The following is a 24,853-nucleotide window of genomic DNA, read 5'->3' on the forward strand; positions in this document are numbered from 1 at the left end:
AAACAGTGGGCAATTTTACGCTTGCCTCTCTTGTTTTTTGGCTCACCGGACAAGGCCGTTCCTAATCTGGCGTGGCATTATTAGCATATTTTGTATCTGTTTTTTCCAAACTTCTTAAATGCGTAATCCCTGCACTTCTTCTCTTTTGGCTTGCATAGTTCCTCATCTCTGCCTATCTTTGCAAACCGATGATGAAATTGCTGGCTTACATATTATCCATTTATGTTGTACTGCTGACGCTGATGCCCTGCGTGGATCTGCCACAGGACAACCGTCTGCATCAACAGGAAATGACTACTCAAACCGGCAGCACTCATCAGGATTGTCTGGATGTGTGTTCTCCTTTCTGTACCTGCAATTGTTGCTCCGTTCCGGTGGTATGCGTTGCTGCAAAAACCGAAATAAAAGGTGCAATGGCGGAACCTCGCAGATTCTCGAGCTATCTTCCGGCATCCGAATTCAACCTCTACTGTTCGATCTGGCAACCTCCCAAGCTGGGTTAATCACTTTCCTTTTTTAATTCCGGATTCTTCCGGAAACTCCTTTTGTATCCACAAGTCATTTGCGAATACAATTTCCCAACATCTGTAACCGAACGGTAATGCGGCATTATGTCCGTCATTATTCCGTTACTCATTACCCGTTCCTAACATTATGATCGAACGCATTATCCAATTTTCAATCAAAAACAAATTCATCGTGGGGCTGTTTGTGTTGGCTCTTATCGGCTGGGGAACCTACTCCCTCACCCGACTGCCCATCGATGCAATACCTGATATCACCAACAATCAGGTACAGATCATCTCCTTAGCTCCATCGTTGGCGGTACAGGAGGTGGAGAGTTCCATCACGGCGCCCATCGAGGTGGCCGTTGCTAATATTCCCGACATCGTGGAGTTGCGCTCCATTTCGCGACTCGGATTGTCGGTGGTTACCGTTGTTTTTAAAGACAACACCGACATTTACTGGGCACGTCAGCAACTATCCGAACGCCTAAAGGAGGCCGAAGAGGCAATTCCTCCCGGCGTGGCAAAAACCGAACTGGCTCCGATATCTTCGGGCCTGGGTGAAATTTATCAGTATCGACTTGCCGTAACTGCCGGATTTGAACAGAAATATTCGCCAATGGAGTTACGCACCCTTCAGGATTGGGTGGTACGGCGCGAAATGCTCGGAACGCCCGGCGTGGCCGACATCAACAGTTACGGCGGCTATGTAAAACAATACGAAGTGGCCGTCAACCCCGAACGTTTACGGGGCATGAACCTCACGCTGACCGACATTTTCACGGCACTCGAAAAGAACAACGAAAACACCGGCAGCGCCTATATCGACAAAAAACCGAGCGCTTACTTTATTCGTGGAATCGGCTTGGTGAAATCACTGGACGATATCGGAAAGATTGTGGTAAAGACCACCGCTTCAGGCATTCCGGTATTAATCCGCGATGTGGCAACCGTCCAATACGGCAGCGCAACCCGTTACGGCGCTTTAGTCATCGACAACTCGGAAGCCGTGGGCGGCGTGGTGATGATGCTGAAGGGAGCCAATGCCAACGAGGTAATCAAAAACGTGGAAACCCGCATTGCCGAAATACAAAAATCATTGCCTCAGGGGGTAAAAATCGAACCGTTTCTCAACCGTTCCGATCTGGTGGGACGTGCCATCGGTACCGTTTCGCGCAACCTGATGGAAGGTGCGCTGGTGGTGATCTTTATTCTGGTGCTCTTCCTCGGCAACCTTCGCGGCGGCCTGATTGTGGCTTCGGTTATTCCGCTCTCCATGCTCTTTGCCATTTCGCTGATGAATCTCTTCGGGGTATCTGGCAATTTGATGAGCCTCGGCGCTATCGACTTCGGGCTGATTGTAGACGGAGCCGTGATCATCGTGGAAAGCGTCGTTCACCGCATTACACAGAGCAAAACGCATCATCAGGGCATTACACGTTTGTCGCAACAACAGATGGACGAAAACGTATTCGAATCAGCCAAACGGATGATGAGTTCGGCCACCTTCGGACAGGTCATCATCCTCATCGTTTACCTGCCCATTATGGCATTGGTAGGCATCGAAGGCAAAATGTTCCGTCCCATGGCGCAGGTGGTTGCCTTTGCACTGATAGGAGCCGCGATCCTTTCGCTCACCTACGTTCCGATGATTTCGGCGCTCTTCCTCAATAAAAATACGGAGCACAAACGAAACTTCTCAGACCGCATGATGGAGAAACTGCACGAATGGTTTACTCCGGTCATTCATTGGGCTTTGAATCACAAAAAGAGCGTGATCGGGGGAGCTGTCGGAGCTTTCATCGTATCACTCTTCTTCTTTACCCGTTTGGGTGGCGAATTTATTCCACAACTCGAAGAGGGCGATTTGGCAGCCGGAGTCATCACGCTTCAGGGAGGTTCGCTGTCGAACACTATCGACATGGTAGAAAAAGCGAACAAAATTCTATTGACCAATTTTCCGGAAGTGAAACATGCAGTCTGCAAGATCGGAGCCGGAGAAATTCCAACCGATCCGACTCCCATGGAAACCGGCGATTACATTATCACACTGAAAGACAAAAACGAGTGGACATCGGCCAAAACCCGCGAAGAGTTGGTGGAAAAGATGCAGGAAGCGTTGATTCCGCTAGCCGGAGTAAAATTTGAGTTTCAGCAACCTATCCAGATGCGTTTCAACGAACTGCTTTCCGGATCAAAACAGGACATTGCCATCAAACTTTTCGGCGACAACCTCGATGTGCTCGCACAGAAAGCTTCCTCAATTGAACAAATAATCAAAAGCGTGGAGGGTGTGGAAGATATCAATGTGGAGAAAGTTACCGGATTAGCGCAGGTTCAGGTAAAGTACAACCGCGACCGCCTGGCGCAATACGGTTTGTCGATTGAAGAAGCTAACCGCATTTTACGCGTGGCATTTGCCGGCAGTCAGGCAGGCGTAGTGTTCGACGAAGAAAAACGTTTTGCGCTGGTAGTTCGTCTCGAAAAGGATTACCGCCAAAGTCTCGAAGATGTCAAAAATATTTCCGTTGCCCTGCCCGGAGGAGGACAAATTCCTTTTGAACAACTGGGCGAAATATCGATTCAGTTGGGACCGGCGCAGGTATCGCGCGAAAATACCAAACGCCGCATCACCATCGGATTCAACGTGCGCAACCGCGACATCGGCAGCGTTATCAACGAAGCGAACCACAAAATCGACCAACAGATCAAACTGCCGACCGGTTATTACGTTTCGTATGGCGGACAGTTCAAAAATCTGGAAGCAGCCAGCAACCGACTGGCGATTGCCGTTCCGATAGCGCTTTTACTGATTTTCGTGTTACTTTACTTCACCTTCCATTCGGTAAAACAGAGCCTGCTCATCTATTCTGCTGTTCCGATGGCTGCCATCGGCGGAATTATTGCGCTTTGGTTGCGTGGAATGAATTTCTCCATCTCGGCCGGAGTAGGATTTATCGCCCTCTTCGGGGTAGCAGTTCTGAACGGCATCGTGCTGATAGCAGAGTTCAACCGACTGGAGAAAGCCGGTTACACCGACATCACCGAACGGGTGATTAAAGGATTGCAAACCCGGTTACGCCCAGTATTGATGACGGCTGCCGTCGCCTCCATGGGTTTCCTACCAATGGCGTTGTCGACCTCAGCGGGAGCCGAAGTGCAAAAGCCCCTGGCGACCGTAGTCATCGGCGGACTTATCACTGCTACAATGCTAACTTTGATTATTCTACCTGTGCTCTACATCATTTTTTCGACGAGGAAATTTTCGTTTTTCAAAAGGAAGAAAAAAGCCGCTGCACTTGTAACAATAGGATTCTGTATGATATTTTCCGGTCAGCTTCAGGCGCAAACGCCCCGAAAAATCACACTGGATCAGGCAATTCAACTGGCGCTCGATAGCAATCTCTCGGTACGCTCTTCGGCTTACTCCGTCGATGTGCAAAAGGCAATGAAAAGTGGGGCATGGGATTTACCCAAAACCAGCATCGAAGGGCAATACGGACAGATGAATTCCTACCGAAAGGACAACAGTTTCACGGTAAGCCAGTCGTTCGCCTTTCCGGGACTTTATATCAACCAAAACAAGTTGGCAAAAGCAAATATCAAAAGCAGCGAATGGCAATTGAAAAGTACCCGTTTGCAGATTGCTACAGAAGTAAAGCAGCTTTATCAACAACTGATCTATCTCGACGCAAAGCTGAAATTGCAAAGCTATCAGGATAGTCTTTACGGCAATTTCTCCAAAGCAGCTGAACTGCGCTCAAATACCGGAGAGACCAACCGACTGGAGATGATCTCAGCACATTCGCAAAATATGGAGATTCAAAATCAACTGAAGCAGACACGTGCCGACATAGACATTGCCACTCAAAAATTGACTCTGATGCTGAATATTAACACGCCAGTCGCTCCGTCCGACGCGGTTTTGAAACGACTGGAATGGTTACCGACTTCGAACGAAAATGCCATTATTGATAATCCTTCGCTCGGCATTACGGCACAGCAGGTAGAAGTCTCCCGTTTGGAGAAAGCCGTTGAGAAAAGCAAGTTGATGCCCGACTTTTCGATCGGTTATTTCAGTCAGACAATGCTTGGCACACAGGATGTGAACGGTACGCAACGTAATTACACTGTGGCCAATCGTTTTACGGCAATTCAGGCGGGGATCTCCATTCCCCTTTGGTTTGTGCCCGGCAATGCAAGGGTAAAAGCAGCCCGTTTCAAAGAGAAAGAGGCGCAAGCTACACACGAAGCCTGGGCGAAATCGCTGACCGGCAACTACCGATCATTATTGCTTAAACTGGAGAAAGATCGCAACAGCGTAGATTACTACGAGAAACAGGCCATTCCGGAAGCAGATCTGATTATCAAACAATCTACGCAAAGCTATCGAGCCGGAGCCATGGATTATCTCGACTATCTTCAAAGTCTCGGCAGGGCGCTAAGCATCAAACAGAATTATCTGGAGGCGTTGAATGAATACAATCAAACGGTAATTGCCATCGAAGCCATTACCGGGAAAATAAAATAACACGTGAACATCTTTAGTTTGCCTGCGGCAGGCCTTACTTTTTGGCGCAAAAAGTAAGCAAAAACATTGACGGAAAGAACTCGTTCGCTCGGCCATGAAACATTTTCTCATTACAAAACGTCTGTTACTGGCCTACTCACTCAAACAGCTTTCCGTCGGTTTGGTATTCTTGTTTGTCCCTTCGGGTCTGATTTAGCAATGATTATGACAATACTCCTGTTCTATTATTATAAAACTTGCTTATGCAGATTCAAATGGCCTTGTCCGGTGAGCCAAAAAACAAGTGAAGCGACGCAAAAATCGTCCTTGTTTGATGTTATCGACGATAGGAGATAACGAGTTTGGACGATTTACGTCGTTGAACGCCCGTTTTTTGAGCAAAGCGGGCATAGCCTTGACCTTTTTGTTTACTTTTTGTGTCAAGACAAAAAGTAAAAGGATAAATAAGACTCAGTTTACACACGAATTTAATCATGTCATATTTCACTAAACTATCTAATTTACAGACTATTAACAGCCTGAAAAAGTTAAATTAATTAACCAAAACTCATATACACTTATGCAACGATATAAATTTCTATTTATTACAGCCATTTACTCCATTGCCCTGATTATTTCATCGTGCAGCGGAGGTAAAAAAGAGGCAAACGCCAAAGAAGCGGAAAACCTGCCTGAAGATATTGTGGAGATGCGAGACGATCAGATCAAACTGGCTGGCATCGAAACCGGTTTAATTGAAGAACGCACTATGAGCGGAACCCTGAAAGTAAGCGGAACCATTACCGCATCGCCGCAGGATATGGCATCGGTAAGTATGCCCATGGGGGGGTTCGTCAAATCTACTTCGCTTCTGCCGGGAAGTTCCGTCCGGAAAGGTCAGGTACTCGCGATTATAGAAAACCCGGAATTTATCGATATTCAGCAAAACTATCTCGAAGTGAAAAGCAAACTGGAATATACTGAAGCGGAATACAAACGGCAATCGGAACTCTACAAAAACGATGTGGCTTCGAAGAAAAACATTCAGTTGGCAACCTCCGAATTCAAAGCACTGAAAGCCCAGCAACGGGCACTGGAACAAAAGCTTTTGCTGATTGGAATCAATCCTTCACGATTAAGTGACGACCGCATCAGCCGTTCGGTAGCACTCACCTCGCCCATCTCGGGGTATGTAAAAACAGTCAATGTCTCTATCGGAAAATCGGTTGCTGCTACCGACGTACTGTTCGAAATTGTAAACACCGGCCATCTCTTGCTCGAACTGACGCTGTTTGAAAAAGATGCCGACAAGGTAAAAGTTGGCGAAACCATCCATTTCTACATCAACAATGAGACCGAACAACACGATGCGAAGGTGTACCAAACCTCTAAGTCGGTCGGTAGTGACCGGAGTCTGAAAGTATATGCTTCCATACAAGGCGAATGCAAAAATGTTCTTCCCGGCATGTATGCCAATGCACTTGTGAAAGCGACTGGAAGTAAGGTAACAGCCGTACCTTCGGATGCTGTGGTCAGCTTCGACGACAAAGACTATATTTTCGTATTTGACCGCAACAAAACAGAGAATGGACGAGCCTTCTGCGAATACCGTATGGTTCAGGTGCACAAAGGCGTTTCGGATGATGGATTTATCGAAATTGTGTTGCCAAAGCAAATCGATCCAACCAAAGTAAAAGTGGTAACGAAAGGAGCTTACAATCTGTTGGCGGCAAAGAAAAATGCAGGAGAGATGAGCTGTTAACGAATTCGTAGCAACAAACCCGTACATTTGTAGACCTTAAACAAACAACGTTATGCGAATACTATTATTTATTGTCGGACTAATATTTATTTCTTTACAAACCAAAGCTTTGACTCCCGATATTATCAAAGACGGCGATGTAAAAGGAATCTATGCCACCTTGTCCGACTTTCGACACAATACGCCCTATTTAATTGACGGAAAGCATAGTGGAGACAAAGTCAAACTCAATCAGTTTTTCTTTTCGTCTACGATCAATTGTATGGAAGACGGTCAATCGAAGCTCTTTTACAAAGATTCTATCTTTGCCATTACATTGAAAGACGGGAGGAATTTCCGCTTTATCAACCGCGAGCCCTATTTGATCGCCGACACTTCCTGTCTTTATATTTACTCCAGAAGAACGATTGTCAGTGAGCGCAAACAGGAAGGACCGCACACCCGTACGATCAATAAAGTCGTGACCGGATATTTCTTCTCGACCGGTAATCATTCTTCCGTGATTCCATTGTCAATAATCAATCTCAGGACTCACTTGAACATAAGCAAAACTGCATTCGATCGTTTGGATAAAGAGTTTATAACCGACGAAGCGCTGACCAAAACCAACAAACAAACCGGTAGGTTCCGCATCAATGAGTTGCTTTTAACCGGAAAGAAATAGTCAAGACGACAAATTCAATTGAGTGTAATAGCCAACCAGACTGTTTTAGAGCAGCACGGTTGGCTATTTCTTTTTACATGAGTATCTGATTGTTTGCCTTTTGGTTTGAAAAACCTTATTTTCATAACCGCAAATCTATAGCATGTAAAAAGACAAACCTTAGCCAATGCGACCTAAAAAGTCGGAGAAGGCTCACAATTATACATTTCTGAAAGGGGCGTTAGCCCTATTTTCTTGGTAGATGATCTCGCTGAGAACAAAAAGAGGGGTGTAGCCCTGACGTCTGAATGCAGTATAAAATTTTGATATGAAAGACATCAGAGCTACGCTCCTTCGGTATCATGCAATATCAGGTCTACCTAGAAAATAGGGCTACGCCCCTATAATTTGCTTTAATGAACATCAGGAAGTTTGGTTTAAAAAACACAATTTTACAGTCGTGGAGTGACTTGTGCGTAAAAACAAAACCCACCAATTATAACATAACCTGCAATCAACAAACCATTAAGAAATTAAGATTGTTAAGGAAGTTTCTTCATGCTCCTTATTGCCTTAATGGTTTTGTTTGATAGCACAAATGACAGATATAAAATCACAAAATCATTCCAGATATGCTATATTTGAAACATTTATAAGACATTATGTCCACCTGCAAAAACACATTACTGGCAGTTGTCTGTTTTTTGTCTCTTCAATTTACAGACAATCTATTCGGAACAGTCTATTACGTTTCAAAGTCCGGAAATGACGCCTTTAGCGGTTTTGCCGCTCAAAACAAAACCACCCCAAAACAAACTATTGCAGCCGGCATCCGTTGTTTATCAGCAGGAGATACACTTTACATACGTGAAGGAATTTACAACGAAGCAATCAACGAATACAGGATAAAATTTCCAGGTGGCAGTTCATGGCAAAAGGCAGTCACCATTGCAGGCTATCCCGGAGAGAAGATTATTATCCAGCCCAGGACTGGTGAATCGGAAGTACTGCGATTGATGGGATCTTCCGGCGGAACATGCTATGTGGTATTTGATAATCTGATTTTAGATGGAATTAATATCACGTCCAACATTGTGAAGATAACCTACACAGGAACCAATCCAAACAACACGGCTCACCATATCAGAATACAAAATTGTGAACTTAAACATGCCAAAACCAATGGCATATTTGTCGATGCGGAATCCGATCATAATGAATTTATCAACTTAAAAATACACGATAACGGAACCTCTGATTTCGATCATGGTATGTATATCACAGGCAGCAACAACCTGATTGAAAAATGTGAGATTTACCGGAATGCCGGTTGGGGAATCCATATTTACACGGAACATAAGCCCGCAAGAGCCAATTACAATATTGTTCGGCGCAACAATATTCATAACAATGCACGAGCAGGAAACCGTGGTTTTGGAATTATCGTTTCGTCAGGCACAGAAAATACCGTCTATAACAATCTGATATGGAGCAATAACGGTGGCATTCAGATTGATTATCATGCAGTCAACGCCAGCATTTACAACAACACCATCTGGTCGAATAACAACGGTAAAACTCACGAGTCAGGAATCAAAGCTGGAGCCGGAAGCATCAATGCAAGAATCGTGAATAATATTTCCTGGGACCACAAGGCAGGCAACATCTTTAATGCCGGAATAAATACATATCTCTCCAATAATCTCACCGACAAATCTCCTCTGTTTTTAAATAGTTCTACATTAGATTTTCGCCTTCAAAAAGAATCTCCGGCCATCAATGCAGGCAAAAATCTTTTTCCCCTGATAACTGACGATTATAACGGGATTCGTCGCCCGCAAGATTCCGCGTATGATATTGGTGCTTTCGAATACAGAACTCGCAAATAAGACGTAACGTCATACCGTAAACGCCTCAACAGTTCTGCAATAGCCAACAAATTATATTTCGTTTTCATTTCTATTGTTTATTTTAAATAATTAACGGCACATCCCTTGCTTTTAGTTGCAATTGTTTATACCTTCGTAACAGATATATTAACTCTTATTGTATAATATGCGAACCATAAAGATGGTTTAAAAAATTTATCCCGGACACGTCGTAAGACCTAATGTACATGCCACAACTGTGATTCAGAAACCAAGTAAGATATTGTGGTATTGATGATCTAAAGAGAAAGTAGTTCGTATCGCTAAAGAGAAATACGGGAGGTGTCTATGCTCAAAAAGACACATAAATTTTGGGATGTTATTGTACATCGTATAGTAAGTTCCAAATACGTCAGCAGATGGACTATTCTGGGAATTGACCTTATATTATCCGTTATTTCTCTTGTTTGGTGCTATCTATTCGACTCAAGCCTGCATTTCAACGATGCCGTCTCTCTCCCCAAAGTCGAATATCTTATTATTGGCAGCCTCTTTATTTGCCCCTGGTATTTTCTATTCTTCAAAACTCATACAGGAATTATCCGTTACTCTTCCTATCACGAAGTCGGGAGAGTGTTAGTTGCCGTTGTATCCATCAACCTCACCTATTACATTGTCGGCTTACTCAGCGGATATGGTTATTCTGCCATGTTCATCTCTTTGATTGTAAAAAACACCACTCTCAACTTTATCATTCTCATCGCCTTCCGGTTTGTGGTAGTCAGTTTCTATCGCTTCCTTACCACTTACGTAGCCGGCCGCTATCGGCAAAGAAGCCTTGTATATGGTGTTAGTCGCCAAAGCATAGCACTGGCAAGCCTTTTCCTGACAGACGGATATAAAGGCTATAGAATCGTCGGCTTCCTGACACACGACAAACACATGATTCATCAACGAATATTCGATTTACCGGTTTATTATGCTGACGACAACCTCGACCATGTAATCAGAGAATACAAAATCAGTGCTTTATTCCTTGTGAAAAAACAGCCGATAGAGATTCCTGACAAGAAAATATTACGGCAGTGCATTGACCTTCACATCAAAATATTATCCCCCGATCAGGCTCAGATGTTTCGGGATTTGATACCTCAAAAATATTACCTGAATCCTCAAATCAAGGATTTGCTCGGGAGAGACGAAATCCAGATTGACTTTGAAAAAATCAAACATCAGGTTGAAAACAAGACAGTTATGGTCACAGGCGCTGCCGGTTCAATTGGTTGCGAAATGGTGAGACAACTGGCAACATTCAAACCTCAAAAAATCATCTTATTCGATTCGGCCGAAACTCCGCTCAACTCACTGCTGCTGGAGATGGATAAATATTACCCCAATGTTTGTGAAGCCATATTGGGAGACATCCGCATCAGAAAACGCCTTGAATTTGTTTTCAGAAAGTATCATCCGAGCATTATTTATCATGCAGCGGCGTATAAACACGTACCAATGGTTGAACGGAATCCGTGTGAAGCCGTACTTACCAATGTGTTGGGAACCCGCAACATTGCAAACTACGCACTGAAATTCAGGGTTGAAAAATTCATCATGGTATCAACGGACAAAGCTGTCAATCCGAGCAATGTGATGGGTGCTTCAAAACGCATTGCAGAAATATACATTCAATCGTTGGCGAATCATCTGGATGGAAAATCGGCGACCAAATTCATAACCACGCGGTTTGGCAACGTACTGGGTTCAAATGGTTCTGTAATTCCTCTATTTAAAGAACAAATAGAAAACGGAGGTCCTGTAACAGTCACCCACCCCAACATCATCCGTTACTTTATGACCATTCCCGAAGCATGTCGCTTGGTGCTTGAAGCCGGAGTGATGGGACATAACGGCAACATTTACATATTCGACATGGGCAAACCGGTTAAAATTTCAGACTTAGCAAAGAAAATGATTGAAATGGCAGGCCTGATTCCCAACCGTGATATTCGAATTGTATACACAGGATTACGGCCGGGAGAAAAACTGTATGAGGAGCTGTTAAACGACAAGGAAATTACTCAACCCACGACAAATCCCAAGATTAAAGTGGCGAAGGTGCGAAAATACAAGTTATCGGTGGTTGCCAAGCTGATAAATGAACTGATTATCAAAGCGATGTTATTTGACACACGGGAAACTGTAAAGAAGATGAAAGAAATCGTACCTGAATTTATAAGCATGAATTCAGCATATGAACGATTTGACAAAAAGCTTCCTGATTAGTTTCATTATGTATTCCAGGGAAAAACAAAACGACATCTTTCAGATTCAACATATTAATAGCATATTACGATGAAGACAATTCTTGTTATTTTATTCAGTATTGGCCTGTTGCTATCGTGCAGCTCATCCAAGAACATAGCCTATTTTGAATACACAGGGAATAGGCCCGCTTTTTCGGATTCTTCGGCAACATCCGAAACCAAACTGAAAGCCGGCGATTTGTTAATCATAACGGTCAATTCCACGTCGCCCGAAGTTGCAGTTCCGTTTAACCTGCCAACGGTACCCTTACCTGCAAGTAGTTCATCAACCACAGCAAATCCCGTGGCTACAGGTACGATTGCGTTACAAAATTACCTGATCGATAAAGACGGCACCATTACATTTCCGGTATTGGGTAAAATAAACGCAGCGGGGATGACCAAACTTCAATTGGCAGAATACATCAAAAACAAAATATGTCCCCACTATATTAAAGAGATGCCGATTGTAAACATCCGGTACACCAATTATAAGATTTCAGTATTGGGCGAAGTAAACAAACCAGGCGTTTATACCATTGATAATGAAAAGATAAACCTTTTGGAAGCAATTGCACTCGCCGGAGATCTCACCATATTCGGCATCAGAGATAACATTTTGCTTATCCGGGATAACGACAAAGGCCAGAGGGTAACATTCGAAATTGATTTAAGAGACCGGGACATAGTCAACTCGCCACTTTATTACCTGCATCAGAACGACATACTATATATTCAGCCTAACAAACCGAAAGCGCGTTCCGCTTCTTTCAACACCGGAGAATCAATGACGGTTTCGGTAGTAGGCATACTCATTTCCGTTGCGTCTTTGGTAACGCTGTTAGTCAAGAAATAAAGCGTCGCAATCTAGCGGCTCATAAAATAAAACGGTATGCAATCCAGAATTCAAAATATCACTGACAAATCCGTCAATTTTCGGGAGTCGATTGACAAATACCTGCGCCACTGGCCGTGGTTTGTCGTCTCTGCCATTTTAGCTTTGATAGCAGGTTTTCTGTATGCCCGTTCGCAACCCGACACCTACGAAACCACAGCTTCAATAATGGTTCTTGATCAGAGCAAGAACGGCGCTACAAATCAGGCCAACCTCATCAGCCAGCTAAACAATATCGGCCTGACCACTTCGCCAACCATGACAAATGATGAAGCAAAGATGATCGGCTCAACGGCTTTGATGAAAAAAGTGGTATACCGGCTGGAATTATACACCTCCTACTCTCACCGATCATTCCTTAAAAGCGAGGATCTTTATGATTCTTCGCCGCTCTATGTCCGTTTAGACATGGATGCACTTGAACACATAAAAGGCAATATAATGCTTACCGCACGTTACGACAGCGGAAATATTGTAATTGACGGAGAATACATGGGTCACCATTTTGTACTACATCCCAACAATTTACCGGGCTACTACGCCACACCGGCAGGCAGCTTATATATTGCTCAAAACAAAGGTTACACTACCGATAAATTTCCGTTGACCATAAAGATTACCAATCCTTCAAAAGTTGCCAAGTTTATTGCTTCAAGCAGCCTTCTAACGCTGGTTAATAAAGAAGCCAATGTTATCGATCTCACGCTACAGACCTCGAACATCAAAAAAGGACAAGACATTCTGAAAACACTGGCAACAGTCTATAATGAAGATGCGGTAGAACAAATTAACCATTCAGCAATGAGTTCCGCCAATTTTCTGGATGGAAGAATTAAACTGCTAACCGGAGAACTAAGCACCGTAGAACGCAATGCAGAAGAGTATAAACAGAGTAACAACCTTACAAACATTGACGCTGACGCACAGATGTATTTAGGCAGAAGCAGCGGATACATCACGCAACGCAGTACAGTTGAAAACCAACTGAACCTGATCTCGTATGTAAAAGATTTTTTGCGCAACCCGGCCAACAAATCGGCTTTAGTACCCAACCTTGGACTGACAGACGTGGGACTTGTAAATGTAATCCAAAAATACAACGACCTCGTAATTAACAGAGAACAAATTGCTCAGGGATCATCCGAAGATAATCCGGCTCTGAAAGCAATTAATCTGCAAGTGCAAACAGCGCGTAAAGCAATTCTGGAGAGCATCGAAAGCACCCACAAAGGACTTCAAATCACCAATCAGGACCTAAACGCTCAAAACTCGATGGTATCGTCGAAGCTCCGGCAAATACCCAAGCAGGAAAGAGAATTTCTGGAAATAAAACGGCAACAACAGGTCAAAGAATCATTGTACCTATTCCTGCTTCAGAAGCGTGAAGACGCATCTCTCAGCATGGCCGTTACCATTCCCAAAGGAAGGCTCATCAATACACCCGACACATCAAAACAGGTAGCTCCACGGACATCGGTCATCCTGTTTGTGGCATTTTTATTAGGACTCGCACTTCCGGCCTCTTCCATTCAGATTAAAAATCTGATGCATACCAAAATCGAGAATCGCCAGGATGTGGAAAAAATTACCCAGGTGCCTGTTTTAGCCGAACTCGGACACATCAGCACGGACGAAATAATATTGAACCACAAGACTGCCATTAGTCCTAACTCCGAACTTTTCAGGCTCTTGCGATCGAACCTGCAGTTTGTGCTTGATGCTTCCTCTCAAAAAGTAATTGTTATTACTTCAACACAACAGGGCGAAGGCAAAACTCTGGTCAGCATCAATCTGGCAGCTATCTTATCGTTAGCCGACAAAAAAGTATTGCTCGTTGAACTGGATTTACGTCGACCACGGTTATCAACATACATGGAGATTGAAGCCAAGAAAGGTATAAGTTCTTACCTTATGGGCGAAGATACGGATATGCAGGAAATCATTAAACCGGTTCCTGACTATCCAATGCTGGATATATTGCCCACTGGAATTATTCCACCGAATCCGAATGAACTGATACTGAAAGATCGTCTTGATATACTGATTTCCAGACTAAAAGAAGAATACGACTATATAGTAATCGACTCGGCACCGGTAGGAATCGTATCGGACACGTTCCTGATAAACCGACTGGCAGACATCAACCTGTATGTTTGCAGATCGAGGTATACAGACAAGCGTAACCTGGTGTACATCAATCAAATTAACCAGGAAGGACGGTTAAATCACCTTTACATTGTGATTAATGATGTTTCGCTTCAAAACCACAGCTATTCTTACCACCGAAAATATGGCTATGGTTATGCACAGGAAAAACATAATGACAACACTAAACGTAAATCGTCATGATTGAACTGCTTCACAAAGAAGATTGTAACGGCTGTTGTGCCTGTGTTGACATTTGCCCTGTAACGGCAATAAAACTCCACACCGACGAAGAAGGTTTCTGGTATCCGGAGACCAATAAAGACGTATGCAATGAATGTGGATTATGCAACAGTGTATGCCCCGAATTACACGTCGCAGAGGTAAAGAAAAATGATTTTGAAAAACCATTTGCATATGCCGCGGTGCATAAAAATCTTGATGTCAGATTCAACAGCACATCCGGCGGATTGTTTTCCGCAATGGCCGAAATTATGTACAAAAACGGAGGAAATATTGCCGGCGCTGTGTACAATGAAGATTTTTCGGTTAAGCATTACATCTCAAATACCAAAAGCGATCTACTGAAAATTCGCAGTTCTAAATACCTGCAAAGCAATATGAGCGGGATGCACCGGGAGATCAAACAGCATTTGGATGACGGCGAAAACGTGCTTATTTGTGGCACACCCTGTCAGATGGCGGGATTAAGGCTATTCCTTGGAAAAGATTACGAGAACCTCATCATTCTGGACTTTGTTTGCCGCGGAGTGAATTCACCCATGGTTTTTCAGAAATATCTGCAATCACTTGAGGAAGCCAACGGAGCAAAAATCATTGCAGCACAGGCAAAAAACAAGGAACTGGGATGGAGAAGCCTCACCTTCAAGATGACTTTCGACAATGGCAAATCCATTTACCAAACCAAAGAATCGAACCTGTTTTTGCGTGGTTATCTGAGTGCAAACGCTTATTGCCGACCTTCTTGTTACACCTGCCAATTCAAGGGATGGCCGAGAATAGCCGACATTACGCTGGCCGATTTTTGGGGCATCGAACATGTGGATGCATCGCTCGATAATGATCTGGGGACTTCGATGGTGCTGATTAACTCAAAAAAAGGAGCCGCATTCTTTGAAAACATAAAGGAGAAAATCGACGTTAAAGAAGTAAGTCTTGCGCAGGCATCTGCAAACAACGGCGCGTTATTAACCCCCTTAAAAAAGCCGACAATAGACAGAAAACAGTTTTTCGCCGAGTTGCAAACGTCATCGTTTGAGAAAGTGGCGACTAAATATTTTCCGCCGCCTGCTGTTCCTGCAAAAGAAAAGATTCGGGAATTTTTAGGCACCATACTAACGATTGCTCAAACAACACGCTTACACCCCAAAGCGCTTTACCAGTTTGTGAAATACAACTTTTTGTCCGGTAAAATAACGACAAATATCAGAAAACAGGGATGGTTGATAACATCGCCACACTCGGTTTTGGAGATACACAAAAGAGCAAAAATCGACTGTAAAGGCACTCTTTATCTGGGAATGAAAAGAATTAAAAAGTCCAGACTGGAAAGCCGCCTGTTGGTAGACCCAGGAGGAGAAATAGTGGTGAACGGAGATTTTATATTTGGATATGGATCTGATATAGAAGTATTTAAAAACTCAAAACTCATCCTAAACGAAAACGGAGCAACTAATATCTCCACTACCATTATTTGCGCCGAACGAATAGAGATAGGCAAGCATGTCAGGATGGGGCGCAATGTCACCATCAGAGATACTAACGGAAATCACTTTCTGGCACTTCAGGGATACAAACCATCGCGGCCAGTAATCATCGGCGACCACGTATGGCTTTGCGAAGGTTGTACTATTTTACCCGGAGTGAAAATCGGCGATGGAGCCATCGTCGGGGCATGTTCAACAGTCGTTTCCAATGTACCGGCCAATGCCATTGTGATGGGAAACCCGGCCAAAGTGGTGGATGAAAACATTTTATGGAAATTCTGAGTCCTGAACATTTATATTAACCCTTTAATAACAAAGTATATGGAACTGCAAGATTACATCAGCAAATTCGCTTCCAGGTTTGACGAAACACCTGCTGAAAAATTTACCGCCGATACTGAATTTAAGGCGTTGGACGAATGGAGTTCTCTTTCTGCATTAACCATTATTGCAATGGCTGATGAAGAATATGGAGTCAAAATCAAAGGTGAAGATATCCGCAATTCGGATACCATTAAAGATTTGTATGCTATTGTAAAATCGAGAGCCTAAGCAACTTTCACAAAAAACACGTGCCCTATGAACCGAAGCTACATAAAAGCGCTAACATACTACCTCCCCAAACAGGCACTCACCAACGAAGACCTGGCGAGAGAGTTTTCCGATCCGAATGTTGAAAAAACAGCGGGTAAGGTCGGAATAGATGTAAGGTACATTGCGGCCGAAGATGAGACTGCGGGAGACATGGCAGAACAGGCCGCACGAAATCTGTTTCAGGAGTATAACATAGCTCCTGAAACGATAGATTTCCTGATACTCTGCACAGAAAGTCCTGATTATTTTTTACCAGCCACTGCCTGTGTTTTACAACACCGGCTTGGGATCCCCACAAACGCAGGCGCTCTCGATTTCAATCAGGGATGCTCCGGCTACCTGTACGGACTCGCCCTTGCAAAAGGCCTGGTTGCAGCCAATGTAGCCAAAAACATTTTGTTACTGACGGCTGAGACTTATTCCAAACATATTCATCCACAGGATAAAGCAAACCGGATTTTATTCGGAGATGCAGCCTCGGCTACACTTATCTCCAATGAAGGTTTTGCTGCAATCGGAGAATTTAGCTTGGGAACAGACGGAGCCGGAGAAAATAATTTAATTGTCAAAACCGGAGGCATAAAGCACAAAAATGCGTTGAATGATTTCTCAATAGACGAAAATGGCGCTGTTATTTCATCCGACCATCTGTTCTTAAATGGCGCTGAGATCTTCTCTTTTACTCAAGAGAAAGTTCCTCTGCTGATAAAAGATACTCTGTTAAAGAATAAATTGGAACAAGAGCAGATCGACCTGTTTGTCTTTCATCAGTCCAACCGATTTATGCTCGACTTCCTGCGAAAGAAAATCAAAATCGACGAAGAGAAATTTTATTATTGCTTATCCCGCTTCGGAAATACAGTATCATCCACCATACCAATAGCTTTGAAAGAAGCCATGGCCGACAACACGATAAAGATCAACAACAAAATACTTCTGGCAAGCTATGGCGTAGGTTATTCCTGGGCAGGAGTTGTTCTTAATTTTTAGATTAGGAAAAGCGTAAACATCTAAAAATATACACGTACGACATCATGAAGAAAAGACTAACAATTTCCAATACGGCAAATTATAACGTCCATGTCAACCGCTTCAAATACACGAATAGCAAAAAATACGGCAATGCTCTATTTTCGAATGCTATTTACAATGGGTGTCACTCTGTACACATCCCGAATTGTATTATATGTACTTGGTGTTGAGAACTATGGAATCTACAATGTCGTAGGCGGAGTTGTTGTACTATTCACTTTTCTGAATGGTGCCATGTCGGCAAGCACGTCACGGTTTCTTACTTTTGAATTGGGCAGACACGACACGGAACAACTAAAGAAAACCTTCAGTGCCGCATTAACACTTCACATCATCATCGCGTTTATCATTCTGCTGCTGGCCGAAACTGTCGGTTTATGGTTTGTTCTGAACAAATTAGTAGTACCGGCCGCACGCATGAACGCGACCATCTGGGTTTACCAGTTATCGATCCTGACGTGCGTCGTTAGTTTGATACAGGTTCCCTACAATGCAGCCATCATTGCCCACGAACGCATGAGCGTCTACGCCTATGTCAGCATTATCGACGTATCACTGAAACTGGCCGTTGTATTCCTGCTGAAATGGTTCGTTCCTTTTGACAAATTAGTATTCTACTCATTCTTAATCTTTTGTTCAACCATCATAATAGTTGCTATTTACCAAACATACTGCAAAAGACAATATGAAGAATGCGTCTATCACATTTGTTGGGATAAACCGACCTATCAGAAAATGATCAACTTTTCGGGGTGGAGCCTGTTGGGAAACTTCGCCTGGATTATGCTAACCGAAGGTTCCAACATTTTGATGAATCTCTTTTTCGGACCGGTGGTTAATGCCGCTCAGGCGGTTACAATGCAGGTAAATGCTGCAGTAACCAGTTTTGTGAACAATTTCCGGACGGCAGTTAATCCACAAATAATCAAACTGTATGCTTCCGACAGAAAAAGCGAAATGTTCAATCTGGTATTTCAAAGCGGGAAGTACTCTTATTTCATTCTGTTCGTTTTGGTCTTACCCATCCTGCTCGAAACAGAATTTATCCTCAACCTATGGCTCAAGGTTGTACCGCAGTACACCGTATTATTAGTGAAGCTTGCACTCATCAACTCTTTGGTGTCGACGCTGGATATAAGTGCATTTATTGTTTTACAGGCAGTCGGAAGATTGAAAGAAAGTGCACTGATCGGCTCATCATCCATTTTGTTATTTGTGTTACCTCTGTCATACATTCTATTCCATTTCGGCTTCGCACCCAGTATTTTTTACTACGTGATGATTATCAATTCGTTTCTGTTTTCTTTTGGTATCAGACCATACCTGCTACACAAAATTGCAGAAATGAACATCAAAGAATACTTTACTCATGTAGTATTTCCTGTTGCGAAAGTGACTGTGGCTGCGGTAATCGTCCCAATCGGAATAGCATTATACATGCCGGACAGCATATTACGATTCTTCTTGATTTGTCTTGTATCGGTAATCTCAGTTGGGTTCGGAGTATATTATTTAGGCATGGATAGCATGACAAAAAAAATGCTTGGTATTTGGATAAAAGCGAAGCTCTCGAAGTTGCCAACTAAACAATAGAAGTGCGATTTTATTATTGCCTGAACCAATAAATAGAATTTCTATGAAGAAGATACTTATTACACACGTGTCCAACACATTAAACTACGGTAGCGCCATGATGGCCATCAACCTGATTTATTATCTGCGCAAAAGAATGCCGGAGGTTGAAATATGGTGTGAATGTGATCAATATCATCTTGATCGGCTTAAGAAAGCAACAGGAGATCACGACCTTAACGCATACCAAAGCAAACCTGTAAAACGCAGCAACATAATAATGAAGATATACAGGTTTTTGTCCGGTAACCGTGAGGACATACTTCATATAAGCTACCAGTTTGATTTAATGATTGTTCTGGGCGGCGATGACCTGTCGGAAGTATATCAAAGCAATGCCATGTCGAATGCTTTGTTCTATTACCACATCAACCGGCGTAAATGTAAGGTCATCTTATTGAATCAAAACATCGGGCCTTATACCGGCATCTACAAAATAATCAACGGATTGTTATTGCACAAGCTGATTATTTCCACCAGGGATCAGCGCAACTACGAATACCTGACACGCAAGCTGCATCTGAAAAACGTGCAGGCAACCCGTGACCTTGCCTTTTTGCCGCTTCCCAATCAGGAAGAAACGATAAAAGAAATGCACGACAACTTTATTCATGACAGGTACATCGTGGTGGTACCTTCCGGAGTATTTGTTCATTACGGACTCAACCAGATGCAAGCCGTAAGAGTTTGGGCAACCATTACCAATCTATTGCTATCCAAATATAAATCACACATCATCGTGCTTTTGGGTCATGTATTAGCCCCACCCACATCCAATGACCGGCAAATTATAGATCCGTTATCGACAATGTTCAAAAACGATCCGAGGGTAATAACGGTAACAAGCGTATTGCAACCTGCAGAAGCAAGAGCCATCATCGCAAACAGCGAACTGGTATTTACCGGCAGGATGCATGCGGCAGTTTCCGCCCTTGCAACCGGAACCATTCCTCTGGCATTTGCATACAGTGAGAAATACTTTGGTGTGGTGGCAAGAGGATTCGACATTCAGGAACTGGTAATCGACTGCCGAAACGGAGTGATGAATCAGGTCAATTTTATAAACACCGTGCAGGAACATGTCCAGTTCATCAACAGAACAAAAGCTGACCTTGAAAGCAAAATCAGATATGAACTAAACAAAACCAGAGAGCTGGCAAATAAAAATATTGACATTGTGGTACAACATCTGACTAAGTAACAGCGCTTAAAATGTTTTCGGTAATAATTCCTCTATATAACAAAGAAAACAATATCGCACTTACCATTGATTCCGTTCTGAATCAGGATTTTCGTGACTTTGAAGTGCTTATTGTTAATGACGGATCGACAGACAACAGCCTTTCGGTGGTAAAAAAAGTTGCAGACGAAAGAGTCCGGGTTATTGATAAGTCGAACGGAGGAGTTGCAAGTGCCCGAAACATGGGAATAAAAGCCGCCACATACGATTGGATTGCTTTTCTTGACGGCGACGATCTATGGAAGCCGGATTACCTGTCGAAGATGAAAAAGTTAATAAACGATTTTCCCGAAGTCTCCTTCTTTGGCTGCCAGTTTATCAAACAGGAAAAAGGACACGACAGGATTATTAATTCAATTCACAGCAAACGAGGATATGTCGACGATTTTTTCCAAAAGCAAACCGAGGCGTTGTTGATTTCGTCTTCCAGCGTAATCGTCCGAAAAGATTGTTTTGAGAAGGTCGGCTATTTTAATGAATGCTATACAAGAGGCGAAGATTTGGACATGTGGTGCCGGCTGGCAAGAAATTACAAATTTGCATTTGAGCCAATACCTCTTTGTTACTATCTCCTCGATGGAGAAGACAGAGCGTGTAAAAAAAAACAGCCGCTCAACCAATATTATCTCGAATTTCATTTATCCGGCAAATCGCGTTACGAAAAGAAGTTTCATTTACAAATAGCCGAGGTTCACCTTATAGAAATGCTAAGCAGCAGAAGGTATGCGGATTTTTTCCGTCTAGCCCTGAGGTATAACATTTATCTGGTTGTTATCCTTCTGAATATCATCAAAAGGCACCTATCAAAAATAATAAAGCATCATTATTTCAATTTGAGAATTCTTTGAAAGCATTAGAGTTTAAATCGATTAGGCCTGTATCAAATTATCAATAACTCCGCTCTGAAGGGCGGAGGCAAAAACAGGCTGATTTTGAAAGGGCTTTAGCCCTGAAAGAAATACAAAGAGAAAAGATAACAAGAAATAACTTACACATGAACTGGGAGAAGCTACATATTATCATCCTGTATTGCTTCGTTTTCCTGTTGCATTTTGAATACTGGAGCGTATTCGGAAAAGACGAGGATAACATGACAATCACCAAATTTGTCGGTTACCTGTACTTTATTCTGGCGCTTCGTGACGTGGAACGATTCTTCCTGTTCTCCAGAATTAAGACCTTTTTAATTCCGGTTCTGGCTTTCTTCGGCATGCTCACCATCATCTCATATGCCAATTACAATTCACTATACCAGCAATTTGCGAATGTCATTGATTTTTCCGCTTTACAATGTATCCTTATGTTCTGGATCGTTTGTAATCAGCTGAACGGGCAACCCAAAGTAATTTACCGCACGTTAGTCGCGTTTGTAGCCGGGGCCGTTGTGATGGGTATCCTTTACAAGATGGGCGTGGGTGTCACAATCACCGACGGACGGCTATCCATGTTTGGTGATGATGAAAATGCGGTAGGAATCCGCATGGCATTGGCAATTGTAGTTGTGTTGAGTTTGATTTTTGAGAATCCGTTAAACTGGAAAACACCACGATTCCTCCTACTGCTGGCATTGCCGTTCCTGTTTCCCGTACTGGCGCTTTCGGGTTCACGCACTGCGCTTATCTGTATGGCAATAGGACTGTTAATTTTCATTCTGCTTATCAGGCTCAAACCTTTGTACAAAGCCGGATTTCTTGTTATAGCCGCTGCCGGAGTCATACTGATGGTGAACTATTTCTCCCACTACGACACGCTACAACAACGTCTTGTCAATTCAATTTCATATGGAGACACGGCCGGCAGAACGTCCATTTGGAAACACATTCTCCCCATTTTTTACGAATCGCCGATAGTAGGCGTTGGCACCACCGGCTATGCCAAACGGGCAATTCCTGTTTTCGGCGTATTCAAGGGCGGCCACTATCGCAGTCCGCACAATGTCTACCTCGAAATGCTCTGTTATACAGGCGTTGTCGGGCTGGGATTATTCCTGCTGTTCTTAGGCAGGGTCTCTTTCAAAAGTGTACAACTCTACTTACGTAACAACTATATAGTCACTGGAATATTGATACTGATTACAATGATTGACATGTTTGTTGGCCAGGGGTTATACAACAAGATTTTCTGGTATTTCTATGCCGTCATTGTGGCGCTACAACTGAATGAAGAAACTGAATTGTCCAATGAGCCGATAGTAAGCACTTAGATTGTTTCAAAAAACTATTCACCATGCAGAACGGTTTCATCAAGATATTAGCCAGAAAAATCATCGATGCATATTTTCGGTGTTATACCAATTTCATTTTCCGGATGAATCGTGTAAAGCACGGAGCCAATTGTACCGTGAAAGGGAAAATCTATATCCGGAATTTAGGAACAATTGAAATCGGCGACAACTTCAGAGCCAACTCCGGAAACCGTTTCAACCCGATAGGAGGCGATACTTTACTGAGGCTCAACGCTGACGAGAATGCAATCATTACCATCGGAAATAATGTAGGGCTTTCCAATTCCACCATCTATTCCACGCGAGCCGTTATCATAGAAGATGATGTGCTGGTGGGAGGCAGTTGCAAAATCTACGATTCCGATTTTCACTCTAAAGACTTTGCAGAACGACGAAATTCATTCTTTCATGGCAATGATGGCACTCACATAGCCGCCTTGCCGGTGATTATTAAGAAAGGAGCCTGGATAGGCGGTCATTGCATTGTACTAAAAGGAATTACCATTGGGGAACATTCGATTATCGGCGCGGGAAGTGTGGTTACCAAAAGTGTTCCTCCCAATGAGATATGGGCGGGCAACCCAATAAAATATATAGGAACAGTAAATCAACGTACGGAATAAACAACTCAACATTTATTTCGATTCACGATGAACGACAAGCCCAAAATAATGCAGCATTGCGTAGAGGCCTACCTGAATATCGGAGGTCCCGCAACGGAGTACCTGTTATTGATGAACTCTCCTCTGAAAGATAAATTTCAGTTTGATCCATTGTTACAGAGAGAAGCTCCTCATGGCATTAACCTGGCATTATTGAGGGATATGATTGCCCAAATAAAAAAAGTAAAACCCGATATTGTACACGTGAGAGGATTACACAGCGAAGGATTTTACGGTTTACTGGCTGCCCGTTTAGCCGGTGTAAAGAAAGTGGTACTCTGTGTTCACGGCACTTATACCGATTCTCTGAATGTAGGAGTTTTCAAAAAATTTATCTACGGCAGAATCATAGAACCATTTACGCTCCGAAATGCAGATCTGGTGTACTGCGTTTGTGACTTTGCAGCCAGAAGACCCTACATCTATCAACACACCAACCGTTTGTACGGGTTTATTCACAATGCAGCGCCCGATTATTCCATGTACAACAAAGAGGAAAGCCGGCAAAAAATCCGCACTGAGTTAGGCATCAGACCCGACGAAATTGTTGGCGTCACGGTGGGAAGAGTCACCTTCGGCAAAGGGCACAAAACACTTATAGACGCGATAAAATTACTTGAAACGCGAAACTACAACATACGGTACCTGATTGTAGGTGAAGGCGATTACCTCGACGAACTGCAAACACAACTGGCCGACGAAATAAAATCGAAACAGGTAATATTGCTTGGTCAGCGCTCGGATGTGAAGGATATATTGTTTGCCAGCGACATTTTTATTCTTCCTACGTTGCATGAAAATCTGTCCATTGCACTGCTGGAGGCCTGCGCAGCCAAACTTGCAATCATTGCTACCAATGTAGGGGGAAATCCGGAGGTAATTCAGCATGGGAAAACGGGAATTATGATTCCCCCACGCAATGCAGAGAAACTGGCAAATGCCATACTTGCACTGGTAAGAAATCCGGAAAAACGGGAGAGATTAGCAGTTCAGGCACAGAAAAATGCAAGAACCGATTTCAGTCAGGAAAAGATTTTCAACGAGATAGAAACGATGTATAATTTGGTATTGATGCAGAAGAAAACGTAGCGATTGTCATTCTGATTAAAGATT

At 43.2% G+C, this 24,853-nt stretch carries 17 protein-coding genes; all 17 read left to right on the forward strand.

Annotation, left to right across the window (positions count from 1 at the left end):
• The first annotated feature begins 188 nt into the window (after positions 1-188).
• The 17 genes from F8N35_RS07265 to F8N35_RS07345 all read left to right on the forward strand — a co-directional run bounded on the left by F8N35_RS07265 (position 189) and on the right by F8N35_RS07345 (position 24,829).
• Positions 189-503, forward strand: coding sequence for a DUF6660 family protein (locus tag F8N35_RS07265; protein WP_293050774.1), 315 nt, complete (start codon positions 189-191; stop codon positions 501-503).
• A 151-nt stretch (positions 504-654) separates the two neighbouring features.
• A complete protein-coding gene (locus F8N35_RS07270; protein ID WP_293050776.1) occupies positions 655-5,037 on the forward strand; it encodes a CusA/CzcA family heavy metal efflux RND transporter in 4,383 nt (1,460 codons plus the stop codon).
• Positions 5,038-5,596: 559 nt separating this feature from the next.
• Positions 5,597-6,778: an efflux RND transporter periplasmic adaptor subunit gene (locus F8N35_RS07275; RefSeq protein WP_293050778.1), complete on the forward strand. Its 1,182-nt coding sequence runs from the start codon at positions 5,597-5,599 to the stop codon at positions 6,776-6,778.
• A gap of 52 nt (positions 6,779-6,830) precedes the next feature.
• Positions 6,831-7,442, forward strand: a complete 612-nt coding sequence (locus F8N35_RS07280; RefSeq protein WP_293050780.1) for a hypothetical protein — start codon at positions 6,831-6,833, stop codon at positions 7,440-7,442.
• A 641-nt stretch (positions 7,443-8,083) separates the two neighbouring features.
• Positions 8,084-9,310: a right-handed parallel beta-helix repeat-containing protein gene (locus F8N35_RS07285; RefSeq protein ID WP_293050782.1), complete on the forward strand. Its 1,227-nt coding sequence runs from the start codon at positions 8,084-8,086 to the stop codon at positions 9,308-9,310.
• Positions 9,311-9,637: 327 nt separating this feature from the next.
• Positions 9,638-11,569, forward strand: coding sequence for a nucleoside-diphosphate sugar epimerase/dehydratase (locus tag F8N35_RS07290; RefSeq protein WP_293050784.1), 1,932 nt, complete (start codon positions 9,638-9,640; stop codon positions 11,567-11,569).
• A 69-nt stretch (positions 11,570-11,638) separates the two neighbouring features.
• Positions 11,639-12,445 (forward strand): polysaccharide biosynthesis/export family protein, encoded by an 807-nt coding sequence (locus F8N35_RS07295; protein ID WP_293050786.1) that lies wholly within the window; start codon positions 11,639-11,641, stop codon positions 12,443-12,445.
• 36 nt (positions 12,446-12,481) lie between these two features.
• Positions 12,482-14,833 (forward strand): polysaccharide biosynthesis tyrosine autokinase, encoded by a 2,352-nt coding sequence (locus F8N35_RS07300; RefSeq protein ID WP_293050788.1) that lies wholly within the window; start codon positions 12,482-12,484, stop codon positions 14,831-14,833.
• Positions 14,830-16,638 carry a Coenzyme F420 hydrogenase/dehydrogenase, beta subunit C-terminal domain gene (locus F8N35_RS07305; protein ID WP_293050790.1) on the forward strand — a complete coding sequence of 603 codons (1,809 nt, stop codon included), beginning with the start codon at positions 14,830-14,832 and terminating at the stop codon, positions 16,636-16,638. The genes F8N35_RS07300 and F8N35_RS07305 overlap by 4 nt, the downstream gene beginning before the upstream one ends.
• A gap of 39 nt (positions 16,639-16,677) precedes the next feature.
• Complete coding sequence (locus tag F8N35_RS07310) at positions 16,678-16,908, forward strand: acyl carrier protein (RefSeq protein ID WP_068705699.1); 231 nt, start codon at positions 16,678-16,680, stop codon at positions 16,906-16,908.
• 27 nt (positions 16,909-16,935) lie between these two features.
• Positions 16,936-17,940 carry a ketoacyl-ACP synthase III gene (locus F8N35_RS07315; protein ID WP_293050794.1) on the forward strand — a complete coding sequence of 335 codons (1,005 nt, stop codon included), beginning with the start codon at positions 16,936-16,938 and terminating at the stop codon, positions 17,938-17,940.
• 90 nt (positions 17,941-18,030) lie between these two features.
• Entirely contained in the window at positions 18,031-19,575 is a 1,545-nt protein-coding gene (locus F8N35_RS07320) for a lipopolysaccharide biosynthesis protein (protein WP_293050796.1), read from the forward strand.
• 43 nt (positions 19,576-19,618) lie between these two features.
• The gene (locus F8N35_RS07325; RefSeq protein ID WP_293050798.1) at positions 19,619-20,815 is read left to right on the forward strand and encodes a polysaccharide pyruvyl transferase family protein; all 1,197 of its coding nucleotides are present in this window, start codon (positions 19,619-19,621) and stop codon (positions 20,813-20,815) included.
• Positions 20,816-20,826: 11 nt separating this feature from the next.
• Positions 20,827-21,702 carry a glycosyltransferase gene (locus tag F8N35_RS07330; protein ID WP_293050799.1) on the forward strand — a complete coding sequence of 292 codons (876 nt, stop codon included), beginning with the start codon at positions 20,827-20,829 and terminating at the stop codon, positions 21,700-21,702.
• 146 nt (positions 21,703-21,848) lie between these two features.
• Positions 21,849-23,057, forward strand: a complete 1,209-nt coding sequence (locus F8N35_RS07335) for an O-antigen ligase family protein (protein ID WP_293050800.1) — start codon at positions 21,849-21,851, stop codon at positions 23,055-23,057.
• Positions 23,058-23,080: 23 nt separating this feature from the next.
• Positions 23,081-23,701: an acyltransferase gene (locus F8N35_RS07340; RefSeq protein ID WP_293050802.1), complete on the forward strand. Its 621-nt coding sequence runs from the start codon at positions 23,081-23,083 to the stop codon at positions 23,699-23,701.
• 27 nt (positions 23,702-23,728) lie between these two features.
• Positions 23,729-24,829 carry a glycosyltransferase gene (locus tag F8N35_RS07345; RefSeq protein ID WP_293050803.1) on the forward strand — a complete coding sequence of 367 codons (1,101 nt, stop codon included), beginning with the start codon at positions 23,729-23,731 and terminating at the stop codon, positions 24,827-24,829.
• The last annotated feature ends 24 nt before the right edge of the window (positions 24,830-24,853 follow it).

Source organism: Paludibacter sp. (assembly GCF_009712605.1).
Classification (GTDB): domain Bacteria; phylum Bacteroidota; class Bacteroidia; order Bacteroidales; family Paludibacteraceae; genus Microbacter.

What these genes read in the sequence shown, in the direction of transcription:
- F8N35_RS07265 (WP_293050774.1), top strand. Translation starts at nt 189, where the DNA reads ATGATGAAATTGCTGGCTTACATATTATCCATTTATGTTGTACTGCTG.
- F8N35_RS07270 (WP_293050776.1), top strand. Translation starts at nt 655, where the DNA reads ATGATCGAACGCATTATCCAATTTTCAATCAAAAACAAATTCATCGTG.
- F8N35_RS07275 (WP_293050778.1), top strand. Translation starts at nt 5,597, where the DNA reads ATGCAACGATATAAATTTCTATTTATTACAGCCATTTACTCCATTGCC.
- F8N35_RS07280 (WP_293050780.1), top strand. Translation starts at nt 6,831, where the DNA reads ATGCGAATACTATTATTTATTGTCGGACTAATATTTATTTCTTTACAA.
- F8N35_RS07285 (WP_293050782.1), top strand. Translation starts at nt 8,084, where the DNA reads ATGTCCACCTGCAAAAACACATTACTGGCAGTTGTCTGTTTTTTGTCT.
- F8N35_RS07290 (WP_293050784.1), top strand. Translation starts at nt 9,638, where the DNA reads ATGCTCAAAAAGACACATAAATTTTGGGATGTTATTGTACATCGTATA.
- F8N35_RS07295 (WP_293050786.1), top strand. Translation starts at nt 11,639, where the DNA reads ATGAAGACAATTCTTGTTATTTTATTCAGTATTGGCCTGTTGCTATCG.
- F8N35_RS07300 (WP_293050788.1), top strand. Translation starts at nt 12,482, where the DNA reads ATGCAATCCAGAATTCAAAATATCACTGACAAATCCGTCAATTTTCGG.
- F8N35_RS07305 (WP_293050790.1), top strand. Translation starts at nt 14,830, where the DNA reads ATGATTGAACTGCTTCACAAAGAAGATTGTAACGGCTGTTGTGCCTGT.
- F8N35_RS07310 (WP_068705699.1), top strand. Translation starts at nt 16,678, where the DNA reads ATGGAACTGCAAGATTACATCAGCAAATTCGCTTCCAGGTTTGACGAA.
- F8N35_RS07315 (WP_293050794.1), top strand. Translation starts at nt 16,936, where the DNA reads ATGAACCGAAGCTACATAAAAGCGCTAACATACTACCTCCCCAAACAG.
- F8N35_RS07320 (WP_293050796.1), top strand. Translation starts at nt 18,031, where the DNA reads ATGTCAACCGCTTCAAATACACGAATAGCAAAAAATACGGCAATGCTC.
- F8N35_RS07325 (WP_293050798.1), top strand. Translation starts at nt 19,619, where the DNA reads ATGAAGAAGATACTTATTACACACGTGTCCAACACATTAAACTACGGT.
- F8N35_RS07330 (WP_293050799.1), top strand. Translation starts at nt 20,827, where the DNA reads ATGTTTTCGGTAATAATTCCTCTATATAACAAAGAAAACAATATCGCA.
- F8N35_RS07335 (WP_293050800.1), top strand. Translation starts at nt 21,849, where the DNA reads ATGAACTGGGAGAAGCTACATATTATCATCCTGTATTGCTTCGTTTTC.
- F8N35_RS07340 (WP_293050802.1), top strand. Translation starts at nt 23,081, where the DNA reads ATGCAGAACGGTTTCATCAAGATATTAGCCAGAAAAATCATCGATGCA.
- F8N35_RS07345 (WP_293050803.1), top strand. Translation starts at nt 23,729, where the DNA reads ATGAACGACAAGCCCAAAATAATGCAGCATTGCGTAGAGGCCTACCTG.